This is a genomic window from Diaminobutyricibacter sp. McL0608, assembly GCF_039613825.1.
Classification (GTDB): Bacteria; Actinomycetota; Actinomycetes; order Actinomycetales; family Microbacteriaceae; genus Diaminobutyricibacter.
Genome location: NZ_CP154826.1, coordinates 1,165,045 through 1,190,499 on the forward strand (window position 1 = coordinate 1,165,045; position 25,455 = coordinate 1,190,499).

The 25,455-nt window shown below is 67.8% G+C and carries 24 protein-coding genes; 15 read left to right on the top strand and 9 right to left on the bottom strand.

What is annotated here, in order from left to right; all coding sequences use genetic code 11:
- Positions 1 to 35 precede the first annotated feature (35 nt).
- Positions 36 to 1,460: a bifunctional UDP-N-acetylglucosamine diphosphorylase/glucosamine-1-phosphate N-acetyltransferase GlmU gene (gene glmU, locus AAYO93_RS05365; RefSeq protein ID WP_345763978.1), complete on the top strand. Its 1,425-nt coding sequence runs from the start codon at positions 36 to 38 to the stop codon at positions 1,458 to 1,460.
- Positions 1,461 to 2,438: a ribose-phosphate diphosphokinase gene (locus AAYO93_RS05370; RefSeq protein ID WP_345763979.1), complete on the top strand. Its 978-nt coding sequence runs from the start codon at positions 1,461 to 1,463 to the stop codon at positions 2,436 to 2,438.
- Between the two features lie 101 nt (positions 2,439 to 2,539).
- Here AAYO93_RS05370 and AAYO93_RS05375 read toward each other — a convergent pair whose 3' ends face one another.
- The 6 genes from AAYO93_RS05375 to AAYO93_RS05400 all read right to left on the bottom strand — a co-directional run bounded on the left by AAYO93_RS05375 (position 2,540) and on the right by AAYO93_RS05400 (position 7,706).
- Positions 2,540 to 2,902 (bottom strand): hypothetical protein, encoded by a 363-nt coding sequence (locus AAYO93_RS05375; RefSeq protein ID WP_345763980.1) that lies wholly within the window; start codon positions 2,900 to 2,902, stop codon positions 2,540 to 2,542.
- 10 nt (positions 2,903 to 2,912) lie between these two features.
- Positions 2,913 to 3,170, bottom strand: coding sequence for a hypothetical protein (locus AAYO93_RS05380; RefSeq protein WP_345763981.1), 258 nt, complete (start codon positions 3,168 to 3,170; stop codon positions 2,913 to 2,915).
- Positions 3,171 to 3,262: 92 nt separating this feature from the next.
- Positions 3,263 to 3,616 carry a YidH family protein gene (locus AAYO93_RS05385; protein ID WP_345763982.1) on the bottom strand — a complete coding sequence of 118 codons (354 nt, stop codon included), beginning with the start codon at positions 3,614 to 3,616 and terminating at the stop codon, positions 3,263 to 3,265.
- A gap of 91 nt (positions 3,617 to 3,707) precedes the next feature.
- Entirely contained in the window at positions 3,708 to 5,111 is a 1,404-nt protein-coding gene (gene gndA, locus AAYO93_RS05390) for an NADP-dependent phosphogluconate dehydrogenase (protein ID WP_345764819.1), read from the bottom strand.
- Positions 5,112 to 5,259: 148 nt separating this feature from the next.
- Positions 5,260 to 6,675: a glucuronate isomerase gene (gene uxaC, locus AAYO93_RS05395; protein ID WP_345763983.1), complete on the bottom strand. Its 1,416-nt coding sequence runs from the start codon at positions 6,673 to 6,675 to the stop codon at positions 5,260 to 5,262.
- Positions 6,672 to 7,706, bottom strand: a complete 1,035-nt coding sequence (locus AAYO93_RS05400; RefSeq protein WP_345763984.1) for a LacI family DNA-binding transcriptional regulator — start codon at positions 7,704 to 7,706, stop codon at positions 6,672 to 6,674. Before AAYO93_RS05400 ends, uxaC begins: the two co-directional genes overlap by 4 nt.
- Before the next feature lie 142 nt (positions 7,707 to 7,848).
- Here AAYO93_RS05400 and AAYO93_RS05405 point away from each other — a divergent pair, with 142 nt between their 5' ends.
- From AAYO93_RS05405 to pth, 11 genes are all read left to right on the top strand, one after another.
- Positions 7,849 to 9,204 carry an ABC transporter substrate-binding protein gene (locus AAYO93_RS05405; protein WP_345763985.1) on the top strand — a complete coding sequence of 452 codons (1,356 nt, stop codon included), beginning with the start codon at positions 7,849 to 7,851 and terminating at the stop codon, positions 9,202 to 9,204.
- A 12-nt stretch (positions 9,205 to 9,216) separates the two neighbouring features.
- On the top strand, positions 9,217 to 10,212 hold the full coding sequence (locus AAYO93_RS05410) for a carbohydrate ABC transporter permease (protein ID WP_345763986.1): 996 nt from the start codon (positions 9,217 to 9,219) through the stop codon (positions 10,210 to 10,212).
- The gene (locus AAYO93_RS05415) at positions 10,209 to 11,063 is read left to right on the top strand and encodes a carbohydrate ABC transporter permease (RefSeq protein ID WP_345763987.1); all 855 of its coding nucleotides are present in this window, start codon (positions 10,209 to 10,211) and stop codon (positions 11,061 to 11,063) included. Before AAYO93_RS05410 ends, AAYO93_RS05415 begins: the two co-directional genes overlap by 4 nt.
- Positions 11,060 to 11,902, top strand: coding sequence for a sugar phosphate isomerase/epimerase family protein (locus AAYO93_RS05420; RefSeq protein ID WP_345763988.1), 843 nt, complete (start codon positions 11,060 to 11,062; stop codon positions 11,900 to 11,902). Before AAYO93_RS05415 ends, AAYO93_RS05420 begins: the two co-directional genes overlap by 4 nt.
- Positions 11,899 to 13,065, top strand: coding sequence for a Gfo/Idh/MocA family protein (locus AAYO93_RS05425; protein ID WP_345763989.1), 1,167 nt, complete (start codon positions 11,899 to 11,901; stop codon positions 13,063 to 13,065). Before AAYO93_RS05420 ends, AAYO93_RS05425 begins: the two co-directional genes overlap by 4 nt.
- Entirely contained in the window at positions 13,062 to 13,937 is an 876-nt protein-coding gene (locus AAYO93_RS05430) for a sugar phosphate isomerase/epimerase family protein (protein WP_345763990.1), read from the top strand. Before AAYO93_RS05425 ends, AAYO93_RS05430 begins: the two co-directional genes overlap by 4 nt.
- Positions 13,934 to 15,295 carry a mannitol dehydrogenase family protein gene (locus tag AAYO93_RS05435; RefSeq protein WP_345763991.1) on the top strand — a complete coding sequence of 454 codons (1,362 nt, stop codon included), beginning with the start codon at positions 13,934 to 13,936 and terminating at the stop codon, positions 15,293 to 15,295. The genes AAYO93_RS05430 and AAYO93_RS05435 overlap by 4 nt, the downstream gene beginning before the upstream one ends.
- 1 nt (position 15,296) lies before the next feature.
- Entirely contained in the window at positions 15,297 to 16,547 is a 1,251-nt protein-coding gene (manD, locus tag AAYO93_RS05440) for a D-mannonate dehydratase ManD (protein ID WP_345763992.1), read from the top strand.
- 16 nt (positions 16,548 to 16,563) lie between these two features.
- The gene (locus tag AAYO93_RS05445; protein WP_345763993.1) at positions 16,564 to 17,082 is read left to right on the top strand and encodes a gluconokinase; all 519 of its coding nucleotides are present in this window, start codon (positions 16,564 to 16,566) and stop codon (positions 17,080 to 17,082) included.
- A 191-nt stretch (positions 17,083 to 17,273) separates the two neighbouring features.
- Positions 17,274 to 17,894: a 50S ribosomal protein L25/general stress protein Ctc gene (locus tag AAYO93_RS05450; RefSeq protein ID WP_345763994.1), complete on the top strand. Its 621-nt coding sequence runs from the start codon at positions 17,274 to 17,276 to the stop codon at positions 17,892 to 17,894.
- Between the two features lie 34 nt (positions 17,895 to 17,928).
- Positions 17,929 to 18,519 (top strand): aminoacyl-tRNA hydrolase, encoded by a 591-nt coding sequence (gene pth / locus AAYO93_RS05455; protein WP_345763995.1) that lies wholly within the window; start codon positions 17,929 to 17,931, stop codon positions 18,517 to 18,519.
- Positions 18,520 to 18,585: 66 nt separating this feature from the next.
- Here the strand turns inward: pth and AAYO93_RS05460 are convergent, their stop codons facing one another.
- Positions 18,586 to 19,269 carry a hypothetical protein gene (locus AAYO93_RS05460; RefSeq protein ID WP_345763996.1) on the bottom strand — a complete coding sequence of 228 codons (684 nt, stop codon included), beginning with the start codon at positions 19,267 to 19,269 and terminating at the stop codon, positions 18,586 to 18,588.
- A gap of 169 nt (positions 19,270 to 19,438) precedes the next feature.
- Between AAYO93_RS05460 and AAYO93_RS05465 the strand changes: the two genes are divergently transcribed.
- On the top strand, positions 19,439 to 20,140 hold the full coding sequence (locus AAYO93_RS05465) for an alpha/beta fold hydrolase (protein ID WP_345763997.1): 702 nt from the start codon (positions 19,439 to 19,441) through the stop codon (positions 20,138 to 20,140).
- Between the two features lie 43 nt (positions 20,141 to 20,183).
- Positions 20,184 to 23,810 (top strand): transcription-repair coupling factor, encoded by a 3,627-nt coding sequence (gene mfd / locus AAYO93_RS05470; RefSeq protein WP_345763998.1) that lies wholly within the window; start codon positions 20,184 to 20,186, stop codon positions 23,808 to 23,810.
- A gap of 12 nt (positions 23,811 to 23,822) precedes the next feature.
- Here mfd and AAYO93_RS05475 read toward each other — a convergent pair whose 3' ends face one another.
- Both AAYO93_RS05475 and AAYO93_RS05480 read right to left on the bottom strand, forming a co-directional pair.
- A complete protein-coding gene (locus tag AAYO93_RS05475) occupies positions 23,823 to 24,998 on the bottom strand; it encodes a DUF1648 domain-containing protein (RefSeq protein ID WP_345763999.1) in 1,176 nt (391 codons plus the stop codon).
- Positions 24,995 to 25,417: a GntR family transcriptional regulator gene (locus tag AAYO93_RS05480; RefSeq protein WP_345764000.1), complete on the bottom strand. Its 423-nt coding sequence runs from the start codon at positions 25,415 to 25,417 to the stop codon at positions 24,995 to 24,997. The genes AAYO93_RS05475 and AAYO93_RS05480 overlap by 4 nt, the downstream gene beginning before the upstream one ends.
- Positions 25,418 to 25,455 lie beyond the last annotated feature (38 nt).

The window sequence follows — 25,455 nt, forward strand, 5'->3', positions numbered from 1 at the left end:
GGTTCTTCGCCGCGGCTGAGAGGAAGTGAGCACGCATGACCGATTCACATCTCGCGATCGTCGTCCTGGCCGCGGGCCAGGGCACGCGAATGAAGTCCGCGACCCCGAAACTCCTGCACCCGCTCGCCGGTGTGCCGATCGTCGGTCATGTGCTGGCCACCGCGCGCACGCTGGATGCGGCGCACGTGATCACCGTGGTCCGTCACGAACGGGATCGTCTCGTCGAGGTCATCGAGGCCGACATGCCCGAGAGTGTGATCGTCGACCAGGATGATGTGCCGGGCACCGGTCGCGCGGTCGAGCTCGCCGTCGCGGCGCTCCCCGCGGACTTCGAGGGGGATGTGCTGGTCGTCAACGGCGATGTGCCGCTCCTCGACGCAGAGACCCTCGCCGGGCTCATCGAGAAGCACCGCGCCGGACACGCCGCTGCGACCATCCTGTCCAGCTTCCCCGTCGACGCAGCCGGCTACGGGCGTATCGTGCGCACCCCGGAGGGACATCTCGACCGGATCGTCGAGCACAAGGATGCGACGGATGCGGAACGCGAGATCGGCGAGATCAACGCCGGCATCTACCTGTTCGGGCTCTCCGCCCTCCGCGACCAGCTGGCTGCCCTCACGACCGACAACGCGCAGGGCGAGAAGTACCTGACCGACGTGATCGAGTTGCTGCGGCGCGCGGGTTCCGAGGTGGATGCGCTCCCCGTCTCCGAATCCTGGCTGGTCGAGGGCATCAACGACCGGGCACAACTCAGCGAGGCTGCAGCGAAACTCAACGCGCTCCTCGTACGCGGCTGGCAGCTCGCCGGCGTCACGGTGCAGGACCCGGCGACGACGTGGATCGACCTGAAGGCGAAGCTCGCCGAAGACGTCACCGTGCTGCCCGGCACCCAGATCCTCGGCGCCACGACGATCGCCCGCGGCGCCACCGTCGGCCCGGACACGACACTCCTCGACTGCGAGATCGGCGAGGACGCCCGGGTCAGCCGTACCGACGCCACCCTCTCGGTCATCGAAGCCAACGCGACCGTCGGACCTTTCGCCTACCTGCGCCCGGGCACGTATCTGGGAGCATCCGGCAAGATCGGCACGTTCGTCGAGACCAAGAACGCCCGCATCGGCTCCGGCACGAAGCTCGCGCACTTCAACTATGTCGGCGACGCGGAGGTCGGCGAGAAGTCCAATCTCGGAGCCGGCGTCATCACCGCCAACTACGACGGGGTCAACAAGCACCGCACCGAGATCGGTTCGCACGTGCGCGTGAGCACCAATACGGTGTTCGTCGCTCCCGTTAGGATGGGGGACGGAGCCTACACCGGAGCAGGCACGGTCGTTCGAAAAGACGTTCCACCGGGCGCGCTGGCCATCACGGTGGCTCCACAACGCAATATCGAGGGCTGGGTCGCCACGAAACGCCCTGGCACCGACGCCGCACGAGCTGCGGAAGAGAGCGGGGAATAGGTGTCAGGAATCACGGCCACCGGGCAGAAACGACTGGTTCTGATCTCGGGGCGTGCGCACCCGGCTCTTGCACGGCAGATCGCCGATGAGCTCGGCAGCGACCTGGTTCCCACCGATGCCCGCACGTTCGCGAACGGCGAGATCTATGCGCGCTTCGACGAGAGCGTCCGCGGTTCGGATGCGTTCGTCATCCAGTCGCACACGTCGCCGATCAACGAATGGCTGATGGAGCAACTGATCATGGTCGACGCGCTCAAACGTGCATCCGCCAAGCGCATCACCGTCGTCGCCCCCTTCTACCCGTACGCGCGCCAGGACAAGAAGGGCCGCGGCCGTGAGCCGATCTCGGCCCGCCTGATCGCCGACCTCTTCAAGGCGGCGGGGGCCGACCGCATCATGTCGGTCGACCTGCACGCCGCCCAAATCCAGGGCTTCTTCGACGGTCCTGTCGACCACCTCTTCGCGATGCCGGTGCTGCTCGAGCACATGCGCAAAGAGCTCGACCCGGCGACCCTCACGGTCGTGTCGCCCGACATGGGCCGAGTGCGTGTCGCAGACGTCTGGAGCGACCGGCTCGGCGTTCCGCTGGCCATCATCCACAAGCGTCGCGACCCGCTGGTCCCGAACCAGGTGTCGGTTCACGAGATCGTCGGTGAAGTCTCCGGACGCGTCTGCCTCCTCGTCGACGACCTGATCGACACCGGCCGCACCATCGTCAAGGCGGCCGAGGCGCTGAAGGCTGCCGGCGCCATCGGTGTCGTCGTGGCCGCCACGCACGCTGTCTTCAGCGACCCGGCGACGGAACTCCTGCAGAGCGGGGCGATCGACTCGGTGGTCGTGACCGACACCCTTCCGCTTCCTGAACACAAGCAGTTCGAGAAGCTCACGATTCTTCCGATCGCGCCGCTTCTCGCTCGCGCGATCCAGCAGGTATTCACCGAAGGCTCCGTCACCTCGATGTTCGACGGGGCTGCTTAGCCGCTCGAGAATCGCCCGCGGCGCCGAGAATCGCTGGTCTACCGGGGCAGTTCGGTCCAAACGGCGACTCTCGGGGTCTCGCGAGCCTCGCGGCGACGCACCTAGCTGTTCGTCGCGGGCCGTGGGGGGCGTGGGGTCGTTGGGATGACGCCGAGCGGAGCGACGAATGTCGCGTCGCCTTCCGTGTTCAGCGCGTAGCACTGCCAGCCGGGGCCGGCCGGGCCGAACAGCTCGAATCGTGCAGACGAACTCTGCGCGCTCGGAGCGTACATCTTGACGTACACCGAGCAGGTGTTGTCGGCAGTGGCCGACGCGACGGACACCGTGGTGAGCACGCCCGGGAGGATCAGCGCGACCAGTCCGAGCAGCACGACGACCCGGGTCATGCTCTGCATGCGCCGTCCGTGGAGGGGCTCGCCGAGGGGCTCATACCCTGCGAGTTCCGGGTGATCGTCGAACGTCATGTTCCGAGTCTCAGTGTCGTACGAGCACTGACGCAACCCCTGCGGCGGATGCGATCAGCGTCACGGCGGCCAGCACCGTGATCGCGAGGGCGGGTGCGGCAGGCGGAACGTGGTGTCCGAGGTGCCCCGAGAGCGCGCGTCCGCGAAGGTTGCCGTACACCACGGCCCCGATCGCCGCGAGGACCAGCACGACACCGACGAGGGTGAGACCCAGCTGACCGTAGACGAGGCCGCTCCGAAGAGCGAGCAGGGCGTTGACAGTGATCACCAGTGCGGTCCTGGTCCACGAGAGGGCTGTTCGCTCGCCCTGAAGGCCCGGGTCACGGCCCGATTCGTCTGCAACCGCACCAGAGGACATCGTCAGTGCACCGCCAGCAGGATGGCGATCACGGCCGCGACCGCCAGCACGACCGCTGAGAGCAGCGGGATCGCGATGGTGGTCGGCAAACGCCTACCGTGCCGCATCGCGATCTCGTTGGCGCGCCAGCGCACGAAGGCGATCGCGCTCAGCACCGCAGAGATCACACTGAGCGCGATAGCGAGGATGACGATGACCGAATGCGGACCGATCTGGGTGGAGAACTGCTCGAGGACGACGCCGCCCGCCAGGAGGGCGAGCGCCGTCCGGACCCAGGCGAGGAAGGTGCGTTCGTTCGCGAGCGAGAACCGGTAGTCGGGTTCCTCGCCCTCCTGCCGCCAGCGTGGCTCACGCATGTCTCTCCCTCAAGGTTCTCCCTCGCGAGACTAGCTCGCTCGGCGCTGGCGTCGCGGGATTGCGATGCAATCCTCTAAGCTCCAGCGCGCATCAGTGGGACGAACCCACCGTTTCGATCTCGGAGCGGTCGCCCGACCAGAGCGTGTGGAAGACGCCGTCCTCATCCACGCGCTTGTACGTGTGCGCCCCGAAGAAGTCGCGCTGCCCCTGCACGAGGGCGGCGGGCAGTCGCTTCGAGGCGAGCGAGTCGTAGTAGCTCAGCGCGGAGCCGAATCCGGGGACCGGAACGCCGGAGAGCGCTGCGGTCGCGACGACGCGACGCCAGGCCGCTTCGCCTTCTGCGACGGCATCGGCGAAATACGGCGCTTCAAGCAGCGTCGCGATGTCGGGGTTCTCGTCGTAGGCGTCGGCGATGCGGTTGAGGAACTGCGCCCGGATGATGCATCCGCCGCGCCAGATCTTCGCGATCTTGTCCTTGTTGATGTGCCAGCCGTATTTCTCAGCGCCCGCGATGATCGCGTCGAATCCCTGGGCGTATGCGACGACCTTGGATGCGTACAGCGCTTTGGACACGTCGTCCGCGAACGACGTGTCCACCCTCTGGACCTCGGGACGGCTCGTGACGACCGACTGGACCGCCGCACGCTGGCTCGGCTTCGACGACACGGCACGCGCGAACACTGCTTCGGCGATGCCGCCGACGGGGATGCCCAGGTCGAGCGCGTTCTGCACGGTCCAGACCCCGGTGCCCTTCGACCCGGCCTCGTCGAGGACGATGTCGACGAACGGCTTGCCGGTCTTGGCGTCGACCTGGCGCAGGACTTCGGCGGTGATCTCGATCAGGTACGACTCGAGGTAGCCCTTGTTCCATTCGCTGAAGACGTCGGCGATCGCAGCGGGCTCGAGACCCCCGACCGTTCGCAGCAGGTCGTACGCCTCGGCGATCAGCTGCATGTCGGCGTATTCGATGCCGTTGTGGATCATCTTGACGAAGTGGCCTGCGCCGTCGGTGCCGACGTGGGTCACGCAGGGCTCGCCTTCGGCGATCGCCGCGATGGAGGCGAGGATGGGACCGAGCGTCTCGTAGGACTCGACGGAACCGCCAGGCATGATCGACGGACCCTTCAGGGCGCCCTCTTCACCGCCGGAGATTCCGGCGCCGACGAAGTGGATTCCGGTCGGGCTGATGCGCTTCTCGCGCGCGATCGTGTCCTGGAAATTGGCGTTCCCGCCGTCGACGATGATGTCTCCCGGCTCGAAGCGCTCGACGAGTTCGTCGATGACCGCATCCGTTCCCGCTCCCGCCTGGACCATGATGATCGCGGTGCGAGGCTTCTTCAGCGATGCGACGAAGTCGTCGATCGCTTGGCTTGCGACGAAGCCTGCTTCGGGATGTTCCCCGGTCAGCGTTTCGGTGCGGGCGAAGGTGCGGTTGAAGACGGCGACGGTGTTGCCTTCGCGGGAGGCGAGGTTACGGGCGAGGTTGGAGCCCATCACCGCCAGACCGACGACTCCGATGTTGGCTTTTCCGGCGGTGGACTCGGGCACGATCGGCTCCTTCAGGGGGGATGGGACAGTATTTCCAGCGTAGCGGGCGCCCGGGAGGGCGACCCGCCCGGTTACGCCGCTTGAAGGTCGCAGGTCATGGCAGACGGAACGTCGCGCGCGGAATGTCGGAGACGAGCCGCTTCGCCAGAGCGAAGGCGTCGTCTTCGCTGAGCTGGTGTGTGGCGACGAGCGACGAGAGGTAGGCGGCGTCGACCCGGCGCGACATGTCGTGGCGGGCGGGGATCGAGCAGAACGCCCGGGTGTCGTCGATGAAACCGCTGGTCTTCGTGAAGCCGGCACCGTCGGTGACCGCTTGCCGATAGCGCAGGATCGCCGCGGGCGTGTCCAGGAACCACCACGGCGCCCCGGCGTAGACGGAGGGGTAGAAACCGGCGAGCGGTGCGATCTCGCGGGAGAAGGTGGTCTCGTCGACGGTGAAGAGCACCAGCCGGAACACCGGGTTCGTGCCGAAGTCGCGCAGGATGGGCGTGAGCGGCCGCGTGAACGAGCCCACGTCGGGCAGGTCATGGCCGGTGTCCGGCCCGTAGACGTCGAACGTCGGCCGATGGTGGTTCCGGATCACGCCGGGGTGCAGCTGCATGACGAGACCGTCTTCGCTGGACATCGCGGCGAGCTGGTAGAGCATGTTGCGCCGGTAGGCCGTCGCCTCGCCTTCCGTGAGGGGTCCCATCAGTGCGGAGCGGTGGATGCGCTCGGCGTCGGCTGCGTCGAGAGGCTCGGAACCGGCATCCGGAACGCCTGTGTCTGTAGCGGTTCCGCCGGCCGCGATAAACGTCTGGCGGCGGCTTCTGAGGGCATCGAGGAGACCGCCGTAGGTCGAGCAGTCGAATCCGGAGCGGGAGGTGAGCAGGTCGAGCCGGCCCGTCCAGGTCGGCTCGTCCGGGTTCATGTACCGGTCGGTGCGGAAGGTGGGGATCACGCTCGCACTGAAGGTCGGATCGTCGCGGAGGGCGTGGTGGGCGGCAAGATCGTCCGCAGGGTCGTCCGTGGTCGCGAGCACGGCGATCCGGAACCGTTCGAGGAGGGCACGGGGCCGGAACTCGTCGCGGGCCAGGGTCTCCGAGAGCTGATCGTAGAGTTCGTCCGCATTGCTGACGGAGGGCTGCTCCGTGAGGCCGAACACCTCGGTCAGCTCGGTTTCGAACCAGTATCGGACGGGCGTTCCGAGGAAGTCGTCCCAGTGCTCGCAGAGCCTCCGCCAGATGGATCGGCCGGATGCGGTGGCCTCCGATCCCGCGCGCGGCACCCCGAGCTCGTCGAGCGGCACGCCTACCGCATGGAGCATCCGGAGGACGTAGTGGTCGGGCGTGATCAGCAGCGCCGCCGGGTCGGGAAACGGGGTGTCGTCGGCCAGCATGGCCGCGTCGATGTGGCCGTGCGGCGAGTAGATCGGAGCGTGGACGACGGATGCGTGGAGTCGGCGCGCGAGGTCGCGTTCGATCGGTTCGACGGGGAAGAGCCGGTCTGGATGCGGTGCGAGTGCGGTCATGATCGTCCTTTCGGGTGCGGTGCCGGCCCGGTCGACGCGCGCACGGTGAGGTGAGTGGGCAGCGTCGCGCTCTGGCGACCCGCGACGATCGAATCGGATTCGAGCCGGGCGAGCAGCATCGATACGGCCGTGCGCCCGGCCTGCTCGATCGGCGCCGTCAGAGTAGTGAGCGGAGGGCTGCAGAAGTCGGCTCCGAAGATGTCGTCGCAGCCGACGATGCTGATCTCGTCGGGAACGGCCACGCCGCGCTCACGCAGGCGCATCAGCATGCCGATGGCGAGCAGATCGTTGAAGGCGATGCAGGCGGTGACTCCGGCGTTGAGTACGGCGTCTGCGGCCGCGGCCCCGGCGTTCTTCTTGGGCGTGAACGGGCCGATGCGCCGCACCGTGACGCCGTGGGCGCCGCTTGCCCGCACGAGTGCGCGCCAGCGGCCTTCGTTCGGCCACGACGTTTCGGGTCCGGAGACGTAGGCGATGTCGCGGTGCCCGAGCGAGACCAGGTGGCCGAGCGCCTGCTCCATCCCGCCCGGAGTGTCGATGAACACGCTGGGCACACCTTTGGTCTGGCGGTTGATCGCGACCAGGGGGATCTCGCCGGCCAGCGTCGTCAGGCGTCGGTCGGTGAGTCTGGAGGCTGCGAGGATGGCGCCGTCGAACGAGCGTCGGAGCTTGTGGAGCATGCCGTCCTCGAACTCGTCGGACTCTTCGGTGTCCACGAGGAGTTGCGTATAGCCTGCGGCTTTGAGCTGCTGCTGGGTTCCCCGGATGATCCCGAAGTAGAACGGGTTGGTCACATCGGAGACGAGTACTGCGATCGCTCGCGTCCTGCCGGACGTGAGGGCACGGGCCTGAGAGTTGGGAACGTACTCGAGTTCGCGGGCGGCGCGCTCGATCCGCTCACGTGTCACGACGTTGACACGACCCGGATTGGAGAGGGCGCGGGAGACGGTGGAGGTGGCGACGCCGCTGGCCGCAGCAACGTCAGCAAGCGTGGCTGGGCGGCGTGACCCCGCTCCTGCGAGAGGTTCCATGGGGGAAGCAAAGCACAGGTTGGCAAATTTTGGCAAACGGTTGCATAGGTATTTTCATCTTCCCTAGGGTCTGTTCCAGCCGCCGAACACGCGGCATGACAGGGGGTGGCACCGCCCCGTCCTCACTCAAAGGAGAGTCACGATGAAAGTACGCAAGGCGCTTGTCGCCGTCGCAGCCCTGGCCGTCGTCGGCCTGGCGCTCCAGGGTTGTTCTTCCAACGGCACGTCCGATTCCGGGTCGTCGAAACTCGACGGAAAAGGCAAGACGATCAACGTCATGATTGCCGCGAACGCGATCTATCCGACCGAGCAGAAGCAGTGGTTCCAGGACGTCTCCGCCCAGTTCGAGAAGCAGACCGGAGCGAAGGTCGCCTTCGAGACGTTCGCCTCCGCGAACGACGAGCTCACCAAGATCCAGACGTCCGTGCTGTCGGGCCAGGGGCCCGATCTCTACGACCTCGGTACGACGTTCACCCCAACGGCGTACTCGACGGGCGCCTTCGTCAAGCTGACGGATGCAGACTGGGCGAAGGTGGGCGGCCGCGACCGGTTCGTTCCGGCGACCCTCGGGATCTCGGGTCCCGACGAGAAGAACGAGGTCGGCATCCCGTTCCTCAGCCGCCCGTTCGTGATGGCGTACAACAAGGATCTGCTGGCGGCAGCCGGCATCGACAAGCCGGCCACCACCTGGGACGGCCTCACCGATCAGGCGAAGAAACTGACGAGCGGTGACGTCCACGGAATGGCGATCGCGTATGCCGACTCGTTCGACCCGTGGAAGTTCGTCTGGGCGATGTCCCTCCAGGCCGGCAACCCGATCCTCGACCTCGACGCCAAGAAGGCGCAGATCGACGACCCGGCGACCAAGAAGGCCTACCAGACCTACTTCGACTGGCTCACCAAGGACAAGGTCGTCGACCCGGCCGCGATCGGCTGGAAGAACGCCCAGGCGATCGCCTCCTTCGCGAACGGCAAGGCGGCCTTCCTGCCGATGGTCTCCTCGTCGTCCCAGGTCACGCTCGACAAGTCCGCTGTGGCGGGCAAGTACGCCTACGCGGTCATGCCGACCGTGCCGCCGGGGGAGACGTCGAACCTCAACGGCGGCAAGCCCGCCTCGAGCATCATCTCGGGCGACAACATGGTGGTCGCGAAGTACTCGAAGAACCAGGACCTCACCTTCGCCCTGGTCAAGATGCTCACGAGCACCGAGAACCAGGTGAAGTACACGAAGACGTTCGGCGACCTGCCCACCAACGTGGATGCTGCCAAGCAGATCGAGCAGGGCAACACCTCGCTCGCGCCGATCCTCGACGCGGGAACCAAGTCGGTCGGTACTCCGTTCTCGGGCGCCTGGGGCGACACCCAGCTCGCCCTCGTGAATGTCGTGGTGCAGTCGATCCCGTCGCTCTCCCGCGGCTCGGTCAGCTCGTCCGAACTCGAGTCGAGGCTGAAGACCGCGCAGGCGACGGCACAGGCCTCGCTGGACAAGGCGAAGTAACCGGTTCCGACCATGTCTGAGACAACCGTGGTGGCGCCGGAGAGCGTCACCGGTGAGCAGGGCGGTTCGCCCGTGGGACCTCGTCCCGCGGGCGGCCGCCCGGCCCGCCGGCGCACGAAGACCGTCCAGGAGCGCAACCGGCCACTCTGGCTGCTGCTGCCCGGCGGCATCCTGATGGTGCTGGTCATCGTCGTCCCGCTCGTCGTCGCTGTCCTCATGTCGACGCTCGACCTCGACCAGTACACCCTCCAGAGCTGGCTCCAGGCGCCGTTCATCGGTCTCCAGAACTACGTCGAAGCCGTGGCGAAGTCGCCCTTCCTGCATTCGATGTGGATCAGCGTCTCTTTCGCCGTCATCGCGGCGGTCGTCACCCTCCCGATCGGTGTGGCCGCCGCCCTCGCGACGCAGAACCGTTTCCGGGGCCGTGGTCTCGTCCGGTCGCTGTTCCTCATCCCGTACGTGCTGCCGGCGTTCGTGGTCGGCACACTCTGGCGCACGATGCTGCAGCCCGGCGGCGTCGTCGACTCCGTTCTGAGCGGGATGGGCATGCACACCGGCCTCTGGCTGAACGGCCCGCAGAGCTACTGGGCGCTGATCGCCGTGCAGATCTGGACATCCTGGCCGTTCTTCTACCTGCTGGTCCTGGCCGGCCTCCAGTCCGTCGATCACGAAGTGCACGAGGCCGCGGCTCTCGACGGGGCGCTCTGGTGGACGAAGCTGCGCTATGTGATCTTCCCGTACCTCAAGGGCCCGGTGACGCTGGCACTCATCATCGCCTTCCTCCACAACATCAACGCCTTCACCCTGCCGTTCGTGCTGTTCGGCGTTCCCGCCCCGCAGGATGTCGAAGTGCTTCCGGTGCTGACCTACGTCACGAGCTTCCAGAGCTTCCGCTTCGGCCTGAGCGCCGCGATGGCGATCCTCTCGCTCGTGCTCATCGCCATCCCACTGTTCGCGTACCTGCGCGCCGTGAGACTCGACACCGGAGAGGACGGACGGCGACCATGACCGACGTCACCAAGCTGCTTCCGAAGCCACTGATCGTCGCGATCATCACCGTCCTGCTGATCATGGTGCTGGGACCCGTTCTCTACATGCTCTTCTCGTCGGTCAACTCCGACGTCTCGGTGGCGTCCGGCGCGTTCTTCCCGCAGGAGCTCCATCTCGACAACTACCTGAAGGTCTGGTCGACCGTCGATCTCGGTCTCGGACTGATGAACAGCGTTCTCGTCTGCGGTTCCGTCGCAATCGTGTGCGCCTTCCTCGCCATCTCGACCGCGTACGTGCTCGTGCGGTTCGCATTCCGCGGACGCCTGGCCTTCCTGCGCGGACTGCTCGGACTGCAGTCGATCCCGGGCACGCTCATGCTGCTGCCGGTGTTCGTGCTGTTCGCCAGCACGGCGACCCTGCTCGGCATCCAGATCATCGGCACCCGCTGGGCGCTGTTCGTCACGTATCTGACGTTCGCGCTGCCGTTCTCGACGTGGGTCATGGTCACCTACCTGCGCGGTCTGCCGCGCGAACTCGAGGAGGCCGCCCGCATTGACGCCGCCTCGTCGTGGCGCATCCTCACCAGGATCGTCGTGCCGCTGAGCTGGCCGGGCATCGTCGTGTCGGCGATCTTCGCGTTCCTGCTCGGCTGGAACGATGTGCTCTTCGCATCCGTTCTGACCAACCCGGACACCCGCACGGCCGCGGTGGCGCTGCAGGTGTTCGGGGCCACTCAGGAGGGTGGCGCGATACCGCTCTACGGGCAGATGATGGCGGCATCCCTCATCTGCGCTGTGCCGGTCGTCGTGCTGTACCTCGTCTTCCAGCGCTACCTCGTCGGTGGCCTCACGTCAGGAGGAGTCAAATGACCCAGACCGAATGGACCCTCTCCGGGTTCGGTGACGAGATCGATCCGGACCCGGTCGTGCAGGCCGCGGTGCTGCAGTCGCTCGGTGCACGCCACATCGAGGTGCGCAGCGCGTGGGGAGTGAACATCGTCGATCTCGACGCCGGCTCCCTCGACCGTCTCGCCGGGCTGCTTCGCGAGCGTTCGGTCGGCGTGTCAGCCGTCGCTTCGCCGATCGGAAAGGTCGACGTGTCGTTGCCCGTCGAGCACGAACTCGAGCGTCTCGACCGCGCGATCGCGGCCGCCCACCGGCTGGGCACCCGCTACATCCGGGTCTTCTCCTTCTTCCGCGGTGATGGTGTCTCGGTCGCGAGCATCCGCGACGACGTTCTGCACCGGATGCGCGCCCTCACCGACCTCGCCGAGCGGTCCGACATCGTGCTCCTCCACGAGAACGAGAAGGACATCTACGGGGACACTCCCGAGAGGGTGCTCGACATCATCGAGTCGGTCGGCTCCGACCACCTGCGGGTGGCCTGGGACAGCGCGAACTTCGTGCAGGTCGGTGTCGCCCGTCCGTTCGACGACGGATACGCGATGCTGCGACCCCACCTCGAATACCTGCAGGTGAAGGATGCGGTCTCCGCGACCGGCGAGGTGCGCGCGGCCGGGGAGGGCGACGGGCAGCTGCTCGAGACGGTGACCGCGCTCCGCGATGACGCCTACACCGGCTTCGCCTCTCTGGAGCCGCATCTCACCGACGTGAACGCCCTCGGTGGCTTCTCCGGTCCCGAGGCGTTCGGCCGCGCCGGCCGCGCCTTCCGTGCTCTCACCGACCGAATCGGAGTCCGACTCGCATGAGCGACGCACACACCGACAGCCCGATCCTCTCCGTCGCCATCGTCGGCTGCGGGATCATCGGCCTGAACCACGCCAGGGCGATCGCCCGGCACCCGCGCCTGACCATCACCGCCCTGGTCGACGCGGTCCCCGAGGCTGCAACGGCGCTTGCCGACCAGGTTGCGTCCGCGCTGGGAGTCGCGCGGCCCGCGGAGTACGAGACGCTGGCGGATGCGCTCGCGTCGACCACGATCGACCTGGTCGTCGTCTGCACCCCGAGCGGCCTCCATGTTCGGCTCGCCGAGGAGGCGCTCGCCGCGGGAAAGCATGTCGTGATCGAGAAGCCGCTCGACGTGTCGATGCCTCGTGCCCGGGAGATAGCAGACCTGGCCGACGAGGCCGCGGCGCGCGGACTCGTCGTCTCGGTGATCAGCCAGCACCGGTTCGATCCCTCGTCCGTCGCGGTGGCCCGGGCCGTTCATGACGGACGGTTCGGGCGCGTCACCAGCGGGATCGCATCCGTCGCCTGGTGGCGCAGCCAGGATTACTACGACTCGGGTCAGTGGCGCGGAACATGGGAACTCGACGGCGGGGGAGCCGTGATGAACCAGGGTGTGCACACCGTGGACCTGCTCGTCTGGTTCCTCGGGCGGCCGGTCGATGTGTACGCCCACACCGCCCTCCTCGCCCACGACCGCGTCGAGGTCGAGGATGTCGCCGTCGCGACGATGCGCTTCGAGTCCGGCGCGCTGGGCGTCATCCACGCGACGACCGCCGCCTACCCCGGACTGTCCGTTCGCGTGCAGGTGCACGGCGACCGCGGCTCGGCGATCATCGATGACGATCAGCTCGAGTACTTCTACGCGGCCCCCGAGGGCGCGTTCGACCCCAGCGGGTCCTCGGCCCGCAACCAGGCCGCCGACCTCGTGCCGGCCGGCGAAGTCCGCGGCGGCGACCGCGGGCCCGACGTGTTCATCGCCGGCCACCTGCGGCAGTACGAGGATGTCGTCGATGCGATCACAGACGGTCGCGAACCCGGCGTTCGGGTGGAGGATGCGCTCCTCTCGCTCGCCGTCGTGCGCGCCGTCTACCTCTCGGCCACCCTCGGACGTGCGGTCGCACTCGACGAGGTCCTGTCCGGGTCGCTCGATGGGATCACCGTGGCGACGGGAGCGGGCGCATGAAGTTCTCCGTCTTCACGGCCTCGACCCCGGAATGGGCGCCCGAGCAGGCCGCGCGCATTCTCGCCGCCCAGGGCTGGGACGGCATCGAATGGCGCGTCACCGACCAGGAGCCGGCGGATCCGCCCGGATTCTGGGCGGGCAACCGGGCCACCTGGCCCCTCGAAGGACTCGAGGGCGAACTCGACGAGATCGCGCGGATCACGCGGGATGCCGGGCTCGAGTTCTCGGGGATCGGAGGATACGCGCGCGCCGACGACCACGAGAACGTCGACCGGATGCTCGCGGCGACCGCTGCTCTCGGCGCACGCCAGGTGCGGGTCACCATGCCGCAGGTGCGCCTCGGCGACTACCGCGAACTGTTCGCTGCGACGCGCGCCGACCTGGAATGGGCCGCCGAGCGTGCGGCCGACCTCGGCGTGAAGGCGCTGGTGGAGCTCCACCACACGACCATCACGCCGTCGGCCTCCGCCGCGTTCCGGCTCGTCGACGGCCTCGACCCCGAGCATGTCGGCGTGATCCACGACCTCGGCAACCTCATCATCGAGGGGCAGGAGGATCACCTCGCCGCGTTCCAGTTGCTCGGCCCCTACCTCGCGCACGTGCACGTCAAGAACGTGCGCTGGGTGCCGAACGGAGAGCCCGGCTTCGGCGGCGGCATCCGCTGGCACGACGAGTGGGCGCCACTGCGCACCGGCCAGGCGGATGTCGAAGCCTACTTCGCGGCGCTGGCCGCATTCGGCTACGACGGCTGGGTGACGTCGGAGGACTTCTCCACCGACCTTCCCCTCGAGGAGCGGACGCGAGACAATCTCGAATACCTGCGGGCTGTCGCGTCCCGCACGCGGGAGCGCGCCGGTGAGGAGACACGATGACGTCGGACGATTCGGCGGGGGAGGCTTCGGGCTCACCGCGAGCGAAGCGCCACCCCGTGCGGATCGTCCATCTCGGTCTGGGCGCATTTCATCGTGCGCACCAGGCCTGGTACACGCAGGTGGTGAACGATTCGGCGGGCGACGGCGCCGATGGCTGGGGCATCGCCGCGTTCACCGGACGGTCCCCGGATGCGGCAGCGGTGCTGGCCGCGCAGGATGCCGTGTACACACTCATCGAGCGCGGTGACGACGGCGATTCGGCTCGGCTGATCGAGAGCATCAGCGTCGCCGCCGACGGCGGGGACGAACAACTCTGGGCGGATGCGGTGGCCGACCCCGCAGTCGCGATCGTCACGCTCACGATCACGGAGGCGGGCTATCGCGACACAGGCGCGGCGTCGGCCGGAGCGCGCCTCGTCAGGGGCCTGCGCGCGCGACGCGACGCGGGCGCTCCGCCCATCGCCGTCGTCAGCTGCGACAACCTGCCCGAGAACGGAGGCGTGGTCCGCGATCTCCTGCGCGGGATCGCATCGGGCGAACCCGCGCTCCTCGAGTGGATCGACGCGAACGTGTCCTTCGTCTCGACGATGGTCGACCGCATCACCCCGGCCGCGAAACCGCACGACCGCGAGATCGCCCTCGAACTCACCGGGTTCGCGGATGCCGCGCCGGTCGTCACCGAACCGTTCAGCGAATGGGTGCTGAGCGGTTCATTCCCCTCCGGCAGGCCCGACTGGGAGGTCGCGGGCGCACGGTTCGTCGACGACGTCGCGCCTTTCGAACGGCGAAAGCTCTGGCTGCTGAACGCGGGGCACTCCACCCTCGCCTACCTCGGCCTGCTGCGCGGACGCGCGACGATCGCCGAGGCCATGGCCGACGACGTGTGTCGGGATGCGCTCGAAGAGCTCTGGACCGAGGCGCGGCCGGTTCTTTCGTTCGAAGACGCCGAGGTGGATGCGCAGCTCGCCGTGCTTCGATCGCGCTTCGAGAACGCCCGCATCCAGCACCGGCTGATCCAGATCGCCCAGGACGGGTCGCAGAAACTGCCCCCGCGCATCCTCGATGTCGCGAGCGAGCGTGCGAAAGCGGGCCTGCCGGTCGGAATCGCCGGGGCCCGCACGGTCGCCGCCTGGATCATCCATCTGACGACCCGGGACGTCCGGGATCCCGCAGCCGCAGCCCTCGCCGCCGCACTCGACCTGGCCGACGCCGAGACGAGCACGCGCGAGGCACTCGCGCTGCTGCGGCCCGATCCTTCCCTGGTCGACCCTGCTTTTGCGCGCGAGGTCACCCGGCAGCTGGCCGAACTGCGACGGCACGACGCTTCCATAACCACCGAATCACGAGGAGCTCGCTGACATGCGAATCACATCCGCCGAAGTCCTGGTCTCAAGCCCCGGCCGCAATTTCGTCACGCTCAGGATCACGACCGACGACGGCTTCACGGGCCTCGGCGACGCGACCCTGAACGGTCGTGAGCTGGCGGTGGCCGCCTATCTCAGCGAGCACGTCGTGCCGTTGCTGATCGGCCGTGACGCGCATCAGATCGAGGACACCTGGCAGTACCTGTACCGGGGCGCATACTGGCGGCGCGGTCCGGTGACGATGGCGTCGATCGCCGCGGTCGACACGGCCCTGTGGGACATCAAGGCGAAGGTCGCGGGGCTGCCGCTCTATCAGCTGCTCGGCGGCAGGAGCCGCGAGGGTCTCCTCGTCTACGGCCACGCGTCCGGTGCTGAACTGCCCGAGCTGTTCGACTCCATCACCGAGCACCTCGAGGAGGGCTACCGCGCAGTCCGGGTGCAGACGGGCATCCCCGGTCTGCCGTCGGTCTACGGCGTGGCCTCGAGCCGGAATGCCTCGGCCGGCGCGGACAGCGGAAGCGACGCACGCTACGACTACGAGCCGGCCCGTCGCAGTGCGGTCCCTGTCGAGGAGAGCTGGGACACCCGCGCGTACCTGCGTCACGCACCGACGGTGTTCGAGGCGGTGCGGAACGAGTTCGGCCCGGAGCTTCCGCTGCTGCACGATGCCCATCACCGACTCACGCCGATCCAGGCCGCGAAGCTCGGCAAGTCCCTCGAGCCGTACGACCTGTTCTGGCTCGAAGACGTGACCCCGGCGGAGAACCAGGCGGCGCTCCGGCGCGTGCGCGAGCACACGACGACCCCACTGGCGATCGGCGAGGTGTTCAACACGATCTGGGACTACCGCGAGCTGTTCGAGGAGCAGCTCATCGACTACGTGCGGTCTCCGGTCACTCATGCCGGCGGCATCACAGCCCTGCGCCGCATCTTCGACTACGCCGCGGTGTACCAGATCAAGTCGGGCGTCCACGGTCCGACCGACGTCTCGCCTGTGGGGCTGGCCGCGGCCATCCACCTCGGCATCGCCATCCCCAACTTCGGCATCCAGGAGTACATGCAGCACAGCCCGGCGACCCACGAGGTCTTCCGCACCAGCTACATTTTCGAGGGTGGGATGCTGAAGCCGAGCGACGAACCGGGCCTCGGGGTCGAGTACGACGAGGTCGTCGCGGGGTCCTTCCCGTACGAAGCCGCATACCTGCCCGTGAACCGTCTTCTCGACGGTTCCATGCACGACTGGTAGAAAGCAGGACGCAACCATGACCGAGCCCCTCGAACAGTCCGCGCGCCCGCTGGTCGTCGTGATGGGAGTCTCCGGTTCGGGAAAGAGCACCGTCGGCGCGCTTCTCGCTGAGAGCCTCGGCGCGCCGTTCACGGATGGTGACGACCTGCATCCGCCCGCGAACGTGGCGAAGATGGCGGCGGGCATCCCGCTCGACGACGACGACCGGTGGCCGTGGCTCGCCGCGGTCGGCCGGACGCTGGCGGCCGCCGGTCCCGACGGGCTGGTCGTCGCGTGCTCGGCGCTGAAGCGCGCGTACCGGGATGCGATCCGCGCCGAAGCGCCCACGGTGCGCTTCGTGGAACTCGACAGCTCTCCCGCCGTGCTTGCAGCCCGGATGGTGCGGCCCGGCCATTTCATGCCGCCCAGCCTCCTTGCATCCCAGCTGGCGACCCTGGAACCGCTCGCCTCCGACGAGCCCGGGGTGCGCATCCCGAATGACGACCCTCCGGCTGTCGTCATCGCCCGTGCCGCGGTCGCGCTAGGGATCGGGTAGACTGGCGAACTGAACTTCGGCGAGGGATGCTGTCGGGCAACCGGCGGGCATCCGTTATCGACGCGGTGGAGCAGGCTTCGCAGTCTTTCCTCACACGTCTTTCATCTGAACGATGCGTTCGAGTCGACACAACACCAGACACTGCGAGCACAGCTCGCCTGACAGCCGGCCTGCCCGGCAAGGAGATACTCATGGCTGACGAGAGCAACAAGGTCGTCGCAGAACCGCGCACCAGCTTCGGCAAGGGCGCTGCGCGTAAGATCCGCGCCGTAGGCAAGATCCCCGCCGTCATCTACGGGCACGGCACCGACCCCCAGCACGTGACCCTTCCGGCGCACCAGGTCGGCCTGCTGCTCCGCAAGGCGAACGCCGTGCTCGAGCTCGACATCGAAGGTGCGAACCAGCTCGTGCTGGTGAAGGACGTCCAGAAGGACCCCGTGCTCCAGATCATCGAGCACCTCGACCTCATCGTCGTCCGCCGCGGCGAGAAGGTGCACGTCGAGGTTCCCGTGCACGTCGAAGGTGAGTCGTTCTCCGGCACGATCGCCGTGCTCGAGGTCTCGACCCTGCGTCTCGAGGCCGAAGCGACCCACATCCCCGAGCGCATCGTCCTCGATGTCGAAGGCGCTGAAGAGGGCACCCAGTACCACGCGAAGGACCTCGCGCTTCCCTCGGGCTCCACGCTCCTCGACGAGCCCGACCTCCTCATCCTCAACGTGCTCGTGCCCGCCGCGGCCCGTGCCGACGAAGAAGAAGAGGCCGAGGCCGCGGCCGAGGAGACCGCCGAGGCTGCTCCTGCGGACGCAGAGTAGTCCCAGGCGTCTCACGGTCTGAGATTCACATCACGTGGACTCCGCTGAAACACCCTGGCTCGTAGTCGGGCTCGGCAACCCCGGGCCCGGCTACGCCGCCACGCGCCACAACGTGGGGCAGATGGTGCTCGCCGAACTAGCGTCGCGCGGCAGCATGAAATTCAAGACGCACAAGACCAATTCGACGGTCGCCGAGGGGCGCATCGTGCCCGGCGGACCGCGGTACATCCTCGCGAAGCCCAACACGTTCATGAACGTGTCGGGCGGCCCTGTCTCGCAGCTGATGCGGTTCTATTCGCTCGAACCATCGAGGCTGATCGTCGTCCACGACGAGCTCGACATCCCGTTCGACACGATGAAGCTCAAGTTCGGCGGCGGCCACGGCGGACACAACGGTGTCCGCGACGTGATCGCTGCCATCGGCACCGGCGACTTCACCCGGGTCCGGGTGGGCGTCGGACGGCCGCCCGGTCAGCAGGGTGCGGCCGACCACGTGCTCCGCGAATTCGGTTCGGCGGAGCGCAAGATCCTCCCGAACGTGATCGCGGATGCGGCGGATGCGGTCGAGCAGATCGCAACCGACGGACTGACCGCGGCACAGTTGCGGTTCCACACCTCCGCCTGAGCCGAGCGCCAGTCAGGGGGTCCTGATCAGGCGCCCGGCAGGTTGGTCAGAATTCGGCAGTGTCGGTCAGGCGCCCGGCAGGGTCGCGGCGATCGCCACGCTGAATGCGACGAACGAGATGATCGGCGCGAGCACGGAGACGACGATCGCGACGATCCCGTAGGTGCGCCCGCGGTTCTTCGCGGTGGCGACGATGCCCTGGATCAGTGACCACAGGCCGAACGCCGTTCCGAAGAAGAGGATGGCGAGGAGACCGAGGCCGATGCTGGAGATCGCACGCAGTTCGGCGGCGGATGCAGTGGTCTGGTCGATCGTGAAGCTGTTCGACGTCCGGGTCGCGAACGGCCCCATGGCTGCCCCCAGTGCGATGAACACCACCAGGCTGACGACGAAGACGGCGATGCCGACGATCATGGCGACGAGCCCGAGCGTCTTCGACTTAGGGGCGGCGACCTGTTCGCCGTAGAGCGGCTGAGCGTATCCGGGCGCGGGCTGGCCGTAGACGGGCGGCTGCTGGTACGCGGGAGGCTGCTGGTAGACCGGAGGCTGCTGCCCGTAGACGGGCGGCTGCTGCTGGGCCGGTGGCTGAGGCACGTAGCCCGGAATCCGCTCACCGTAGGCGGGGGGCTCCTCGACGGGCGCTGCCGGGGGTGCAGGCGGCGGGGGAGGCGTCGGCAGTCCTCCGTTCGAAGCGGGTTCGGTCGGCGGACCGGACGGAACGTTCGGCTCCGGCGGCGGGAAATCGGTCATGCGTGTGCTGCCCCTGGGTGATCGGTGGTCGACGGCGCCGGCTGACGCCTCTGACCTGAGGGTATTGGCATCAGGGACACTGGGCAATGTCCCCTTCCGAGTGATCCTCTGAGAGCGCCCGAGCAGTTTCCCGGCGCACTTCGAGTCTCGGGGGCTACAGTTTCAGGCCATGAGGCTGTACACGCGTGAGTGGGGTACAGGTGATCGCCACGCAGTGCTCGTCCACGGGGTCATGTCGGACTCACGCGGGTGGCGTACGGTCGGCCCCGCGCTCGCCGCCCGGGGCTACCGGGTCACCGCGGTGGACCTGCGCGGACACGGCCACAGCCCGCGGGCGCACGAGTACACGGCCGAGCTTCTCGCTCGCGATGTCGTCGACACCGTCGCAGTGCATCCGGAGCTGGTGATGGGACATTCCCTCGGAGGCCTCACGGTCAGTCTCGCGGTCGAGAGGCTCCAGCCGGATCGGGTGGTCTACGTCGATCCTGCGTTCGGGCCGGAGCTCCCCAGGTGGCAGCGGGTGCTTGCGCCGGCCTTCCTGCGCAGCCTGGCCTGGGCATCCGCCGCAGCCATCGCCCGGCGCAATCCACGGTGGGACCCTGCTGATGTCGCCATCGAGGTGGAGACGATGAAGTCGTACGACCGAGGGGTGATCCCGGTGCTCCTCACCCCGGGCGCGTTACGGGCGCCCGACGAGATGCACGTGCCCTCGCTCGTCGTGCTCGCCGACAATTCTCACCTCGTGACAAAGGAGCTCGCCGAGCGCCTCCGCGGACGAGGTTTCGAGGTCCGGGTGGTCGCCGGTGCGGGCCACACGGTGAGCCGTGATGACTTCGAGGGCTTCATGAGGGCGCTCGACGGCTGGATCTGACGGTCCCGGTCGACACGTCGGTGGTACTCCGTAGACTTGTCCGGTGATCCTTCAGGGCTTAATCGCAGCGCTTTCGCGCGCCTCCACGTTCGATGACGCCCTCGTATTCGCGTCGCGCAACGCCGACTTCTCCCTGACCGACGGCCTCCGCGCTCCGCTGCTGGCCGGGCTGCTCGATCGCCGAGGGCAGTCCGGGCTGCCGCAGGCACTGCTCGTCATCACGGCGACCGGCCGCGAGTCAGAGTCCTTCCGCAGCGCGCTTGCCAGTGTGGTGCCGAACGCCGAGATCATCGAGTTCCCGGCCTGGGAGACCTTGCCGCACGAGCGGCTGAGTCCCAGTGCCGAGATCGTCGGCAAGCGTCTTCTCGCCCTCCGGCGGCTGGCCGACTGGCAGAAGGGCGGGCGTTCGACGCCGATCATCGTCGTCGCATCCGTGCGCGCAGCGCTGCAGCCGGTAGCCGACAACCTCACCGACTACGAAGCGATCGAACTCGCGGCGGCCGGGCGGGGCTTCGACCTGGGTGCGCTGGCGGTGCAGCTGGTCGATCTCGCCTACTCACGCGTCGACATGGTGACGAGGCGTGGCGAGTTCGCGGTGCGTGGCGGCATCCTCGACGTGTTCCCTCCCACGGCGGAGCACCCGTACCGGGTGGACTTCTTCGGAGACGAGGTCGAGCAGATCCGGCCGTTCTCGGTCGCCGACCAGCGGTCGCTTCCCGACGCGATCGCATCCGTGACCCTGCCTCCGAGTCGTGAGCTCCTTCTCAGTGAAACCGTTCGGCAGCGAGCCCGGGAGATGGAGCACGAGTTCCCGAGCCTCTCGGCGATGCTCGCGAAGATCGGCGAGGGCATCCCGGTCGAGGGGATGGAGTCGCTGGCTCCCGCCCTCGTCGACCGCCTCGTTCCGATCACCCACTACCTTCCCGAGGGCGCGGCCGTCGCGGTGCTCTCGCCCGAGCGGGTCGCAGGTCGAGCCATCAGCCTCGCCGAGACGAACCGGGAGTTCCTTTCGGCCGCGTGGAGTGCCGCGACGGTCGGCGCCGCCGCGCCGATCGACCTCGCGGCGGGCGACTTCATGACGCTGGAGAGGCTGCGTCAGTCCGTGCAGTTCTCCGCGCCGGGCGCGCGCGCTCCCGACCATCCATGGTGGACCTTCAGCAACTTCAATGCCGGCGAACTGCTGCCAGAACACCGCGAGGTCGAGGAATACCTCACGGTGCGCATCGACGCTGAGGCGGTGCCGAGCTTCCAGGGCAACGTCGATGGGGCCATCGAACACGTCGCCCAACGCCTGCGCGAGGGGTGGAAGGTCGCGGTCGTCGCGGAGGGTGCGGGTCTCGTCGAGCGCGCTGCCGATGTCCTCGCCGAGCGTGAGCTGCCGGCCCGCCTGGTGGAGGAGTACCCGACGGATCCCGAGCCCGGCGTCGCCTACCTGCTGAAAGCAGCTGTCGAGCACGGCTTCGAGCTCGCCGAGGCGAAGCTCGTGCTGATGAGCGAGAGCGAGTTCTACGGGCGCACCGCCGGGTACGACACGCGGCAGGTCAAGAAGCTCGCCACCCGCCGAAAGAACGTTGTCGATCCGCTGCAGCTGAAGGCCGGCGACTATGTCGTGCACCAGACGCATGGGATCGGCCGGTTCGTCGAGCTCACCCAGCGCGAGGTCTCCAGCGGCGGTCGCAACGCTGTGAAGTCGAAGCGCGAGTACCTCGTGCTCGAGTACGCGCCGTCGAAACGCGGCTACCCGGGCGACAAGCTCTACGTGCCCACCGACCAGCTCGACCTGCTGACCCGCTACGTCGGCGGCGAGGCCCCGGCGCTCAGCAAGATGGGCGGCAGCGACTGGTCGGCGGCCAAAGGACGCGCGCGCAAGGCGGTGCGCGACATCGCGGTCGAACTGGTCAAGCTCTACTCCGCCCGGATGGCGAGCAGGGGTCACGCCTTCGGTCCGGACACACCGTGGCAGCGCGAACTGGAGGAGGCGTTCCCGTTCGCGGAGACCCCCGACCAGTTGCAGACGATCGACGAGGTGAAAGCCGACATGGAGCGGCCGATCCCGATGGACCGGCTCATCTCGGGCGACGTCGGGTTCGGCAAGACCGAGATCGCCGTTCGTGCCGCGTTCAAGGCCGTCCAGGACGGCAAGCAGGTCGTCATGCTCGTTCCGACGACGCTCCTCGTGAAGCAGCACTTCGAGACGTTCCAGGAGCGGTTCGCCGGGTTCCCCATCCACCTCCGCGCGCTCAGCCGGTTCCAGACCGACCGTGAAGCCACCGAGACCCTGCGCGGGCTTGCGGACGGCACGGTCGACGTCGTCATCGGAACGCACCGCCTGCTCGCCGACGGCGTCACCGTCAAAGACCTCGGCCTCGTCATCATCGACGAGGAGCAGCGTTTCGGCGTCGAGCACAAAGACGCGCTGAAGAAGCTGAAGACGAACGTCGACATCCTGGCGATGAGTGCGACTCCGATCCCGCGAACGCTCGAGATGGCGGTCACGGGCATTCGCGAGATGTCGACCCTGGCCACGCCGCCCGAAGACCGTCACCCGATCCTCACCTTCGTCGGCCCGTATTCGGACCGCCAGGTCGCTGCCGCGATCCGCCGCGAACTCCTCCGCGAGGGCCAGGTGTTCTTCGTCCACAACCGGGTGGGGAGCATTTCGCGGGCAGCAGCGAAGCTAGCAGAGCTCGTGCCGGAGGCGCGCATCGCGGTCGCGCACGGACAGCTGCCGGAGCACCAGCTCGAACAGGTCGTCGTCGACTTCTGGGAGCGTAAATTCGACGTGCTCGTCTCGACGACCATCATCGAGACCGGGCTCGACATCGCCAACGCGAACACGATCATCATCGACCGTGCCGACAAGTACGGCCTGAGCCAGCTGCACCAGCTGCGTGGACGCGTCGGGCGGGGTCGCGAGCGCGCGTATGCCTACTTCCTGTGGGATGAGAACAAACCGCTGACCGAGACGGCGCACGACCGGCTGTCGACGATCGCGGCCAACAACGACCTCGGAAGCGGCATGCAGGTGGCGCTGAAAGACCTCGAGATCCGTGGCGCGGGCAACCTGCTGGGCGGAGAGCAGTCCGGCCATATCGCGGGTGTCGGGTTCGACCTCTACCTGAGGATGATCGGCGAGGCGGTCAGCACCTTCCGAGGCGAGGTCGCGGAGGGCCAGACAGAATTGCGCCTCGAACTGCCGGTCGACGCCCACATCCCCGAGGACTATGTGGACAGTGAGCGGCTGCGCCTGGAGGCGTACCAGAAACTGTCGACGGCGAGCTCGCCCGCGGCGAAGGAGGACCAGATCAGTCTCGTGCTCGAAGAACTCGTCGACCGGTACGGCGAGCCGCCCGAGCAGGTGCAGAACCTCATCGCCGTCTCACGGCTTCGGCGCGCTGCCCAGCGCGCCGGGCTCGGCGAGGTCGTCGCGATGGGATCGAACCTGCGTATCGCCCCGGCGATCCTCCCCGACTCGCTCCAGGTTCGACTGCAGCGGATGTACCCGGGGTCGAAGTATCACGCGGCGCCCAAGGTCGTCACCGTTCCGCTGTTGCGGGTGAACGGCGAGCCCCCGGAGGATTCCGACCTGATCGCCTGGGTCGCTTCGCTGCTCGGCGCGATCTTCCCGGTGCCGGAGCCCGCAGAACCCGCCGAAGCACCGGCGAAGTAGCCGGGAGGCCCGTTACGAGCCCAATGCGCGCAGCCCGCCCAGGGCGCTCGCGTGTGAGCCCGTCGACACGCCCCAGATGATCACTCCGACGATCACGAGCACGGTGATCACTGCGATACCGATTCCGATCGGATTGCCGAGGTTCACGGTCCAGCCGACACCGAACCGCTTGGGCACGAGGAGTGCGGGGTCGGCCGGGTTGACGTAGACCGAGCCGGCTTTCCAGAAGCGGTCGTCGTCAGGTGCCTCCGCAGTGGGTGCATCCGCCTGGGCCGCCGAGCCCGACGCGACTGGCACTTCCGTGCGGGCAGCGACGATCGCGTGCCGGTAACGCACGATGAAAACCACGACCACGCCGAGGAGTAGCAGCGGGAGCACCAGAGTCGACACGAGGATCACGGTCGGCGACGCCGGAGCCAGCCACCCGATGACAGCGACGGCCGCGAACTCCAGCGCGATCAGGAAAGCGATCTGGCCCAGCAGAGACTGCATCAGATGGCCTTGGGCAAGCGCGATGCGGGCTGAGACCTCGGGCGAGTCCGACGCCACGGGGCGCGTCGGCAGACGTCGCATGAAGATGGCGAGCACGAAGAGGACAGCGACCACCGCGAGCCCCACGAGGATGGGGCCGAAGACCGACCAGAGGCTTTTCGCAGCGAACCGGTCGGGCGCACCCTGCGCGTTCCAGTGGACTGGCAGGGGGTTCGGGAGGCTGTCGTAGACGACAGCGCCGATGACGATGGCTGCCATGAGCACGACGACACCTGCCACGTACCAACCGATCGCGGGGGCGACGCGGGGTCGGTCCGACGAGGTGACGCTCGCTGTGAGCCGCACTGGCACATCGTGGTACCAGTCGTCATCGCGCTTGGCCTGCTGGATGAGGCGCCGGCTCGACAGGTAGACGATGAGCGTGCCGACCAGCACGACGACGATCGGAAGCAGCGCCCCCGCGAGCGGGGGAAGCGCTTCGCCGAGGAGCGCGAGAAGTACGGAGACGATCGTGACGATCACGATGCCGACGCGATAGCGCTTCGCCGCGCGCCGCACGACGGGCTCGTCGACGCGGGTGCTCGGGACGCTGACCCCCAGTGGGATCGTCGGTCGGGTGAGCCACGGCATGGCGTAGAACATCGCTCCGACCAGGACGACGACAAGGAGGATGACGATTGTCACGATCCAGTTCATGAGAGGGGGTCCTTCTGTTGATGCGATTGCGAACGACGGGCGGTGAAGTCGTCGATGATCGCGGTGCTGTGCACGACGATCTGGGTGTCGGGGAGCCCCTTGGCAACGGCTTCGGCGAGCAGCGTCGCAAGGCGTGCGGACCAGTCGGCGACGAAGCCCTCGTCGGCCGGGCCTGTGCCGGGACCGCGGGCGATCACAGACCCCGATTTGTGGTTGGTGCGGATGATGCCTTCGCTGCGCAGCACGTCGTACGCTTTCGCGACCGTCGCGACGTTGATGCCGAAGTCCACCGCCAGCTGCCTTACCGATGCCAACTGGTCGCCGGGCGTCAGGTCACCCCGTGCTACCGCCTCGACGACGCGATCGCGGATCTGCTGGTAGATGGGCGCGGCCGACTGGGGATCGATCTCGATCTGCATGGCGCGGCCCTCCCATCTGCTCCATCTGTACTATAACA

Coding starts and splice junctions, on each gene's coding strand:
- glmU (WP_345763978.1), top strand. CDS start 36: ATGACCGATTCACATCTCGCGATCGTCGTCCTGGCCGCGGGCCAGGGC.
- AAYO93_RS05375 (WP_345763980.1), bottom strand. CDS start 2,902: ATGACGTTCGACGATCACCCGGAACTCGCAGGGTATGAGCCCCTCGGC.
- AAYO93_RS05385 (WP_345763982.1), bottom strand. CDS start 3,616: ATGCGTGAGCCACGCTGGCGGCAGGAGGGCGAGGAACCCGACTACCGG.
- gndA (WP_345764819.1), bottom strand. CDS start 5,111: ATGGGCTCCAACCTCGCCCGTAACCTCGCCTCCCGCGAAGGCAACACC.
- uxaC (WP_345763983.1), bottom strand. CDS start 6,675: ATGACCGCACTCGCACCGCATCCAGACCGGCTCTTCCCCGTCGAACCG.
- AAYO93_RS05400 (WP_345763984.1), bottom strand. CDS start 7,706: ATGGAACCTCTCGCAGGAGCGGGGTCACGCCGCCCAGCCACGCTTGCT.
- AAYO93_RS05405 (WP_345763985.1), top strand. CDS start 7,849: ATGAAAGTACGCAAGGCGCTTGTCGCCGTCGCAGCCCTGGCCGTCGTC.
- AAYO93_RS05410 (WP_345763986.1), top strand. CDS start 9,217: ATGTCTGAGACAACCGTGGTGGCGCCGGAGAGCGTCACCGGTGAGCAG.
- AAYO93_RS05415 (WP_345763987.1), top strand. CDS start 10,209: ATGACCGACGTCACCAAGCTGCTTCCGAAGCCACTGATCGTCGCGATC.
- AAYO93_RS05420 (WP_345763988.1), top strand. CDS start 11,060: ATGACCCAGACCGAATGGACCCTCTCCGGGTTCGGTGACGAGATCGAT.
- AAYO93_RS05425 (WP_345763989.1), top strand. CDS start 11,899: ATGAGCGACGCACACACCGACAGCCCGATCCTCTCCGTCGCCATCGTC.
- AAYO93_RS05430 (WP_345763990.1), top strand. CDS start 13,062: ATGAAGTTCTCCGTCTTCACGGCCTCGACCCCGGAATGGGCGCCCGAG.
- AAYO93_RS05435 (WP_345763991.1), top strand. CDS start 13,934: ATGACGTCGGACGATTCGGCGGGGGAGGCTTCGGGCTCACCGCGAGCG.
- manD (WP_345763992.1), top strand. CDS start 15,297: ATGCGAATCACATCCGCCGAAGTCCTGGTCTCAAGCCCCGGCCGCAAT.
- AAYO93_RS05445 (WP_345763993.1), top strand. CDS start 16,564: ATGACCGAGCCCCTCGAACAGTCCGCGCGCCCGCTGGTCGTCGTGATG.
- AAYO93_RS05450 (WP_345763994.1), top strand. CDS start 17,274: ATGGCTGACGAGAGCAACAAGGTCGTCGCAGAACCGCGCACCAGCTTC.
- AAYO93_RS05460 (WP_345763996.1), bottom strand. CDS start 19,269: ATGACCGATTTCCCGCCGCCGGAGCCGAACGTTCCGTCCGGTCCGCCG.
- AAYO93_RS05465 (WP_345763997.1), top strand. CDS start 19,439: ATGAGGCTGTACACGCGTGAGTGGGGTACAGGTGATCGCCACGCAGTG.
- AAYO93_RS05475 (WP_345763999.1), bottom strand. CDS start 24,998: ATGAACTGGATCGTGACAATCGTCATCCTCCTTGTCGTCGTCCTGGTC.
- AAYO93_RS05480 (WP_345764000.1), bottom strand. CDS start 25,417: ATGCAGATCGAGATCGATCCCCAGTCGGCCGCGCCCATCTACCAGCAG.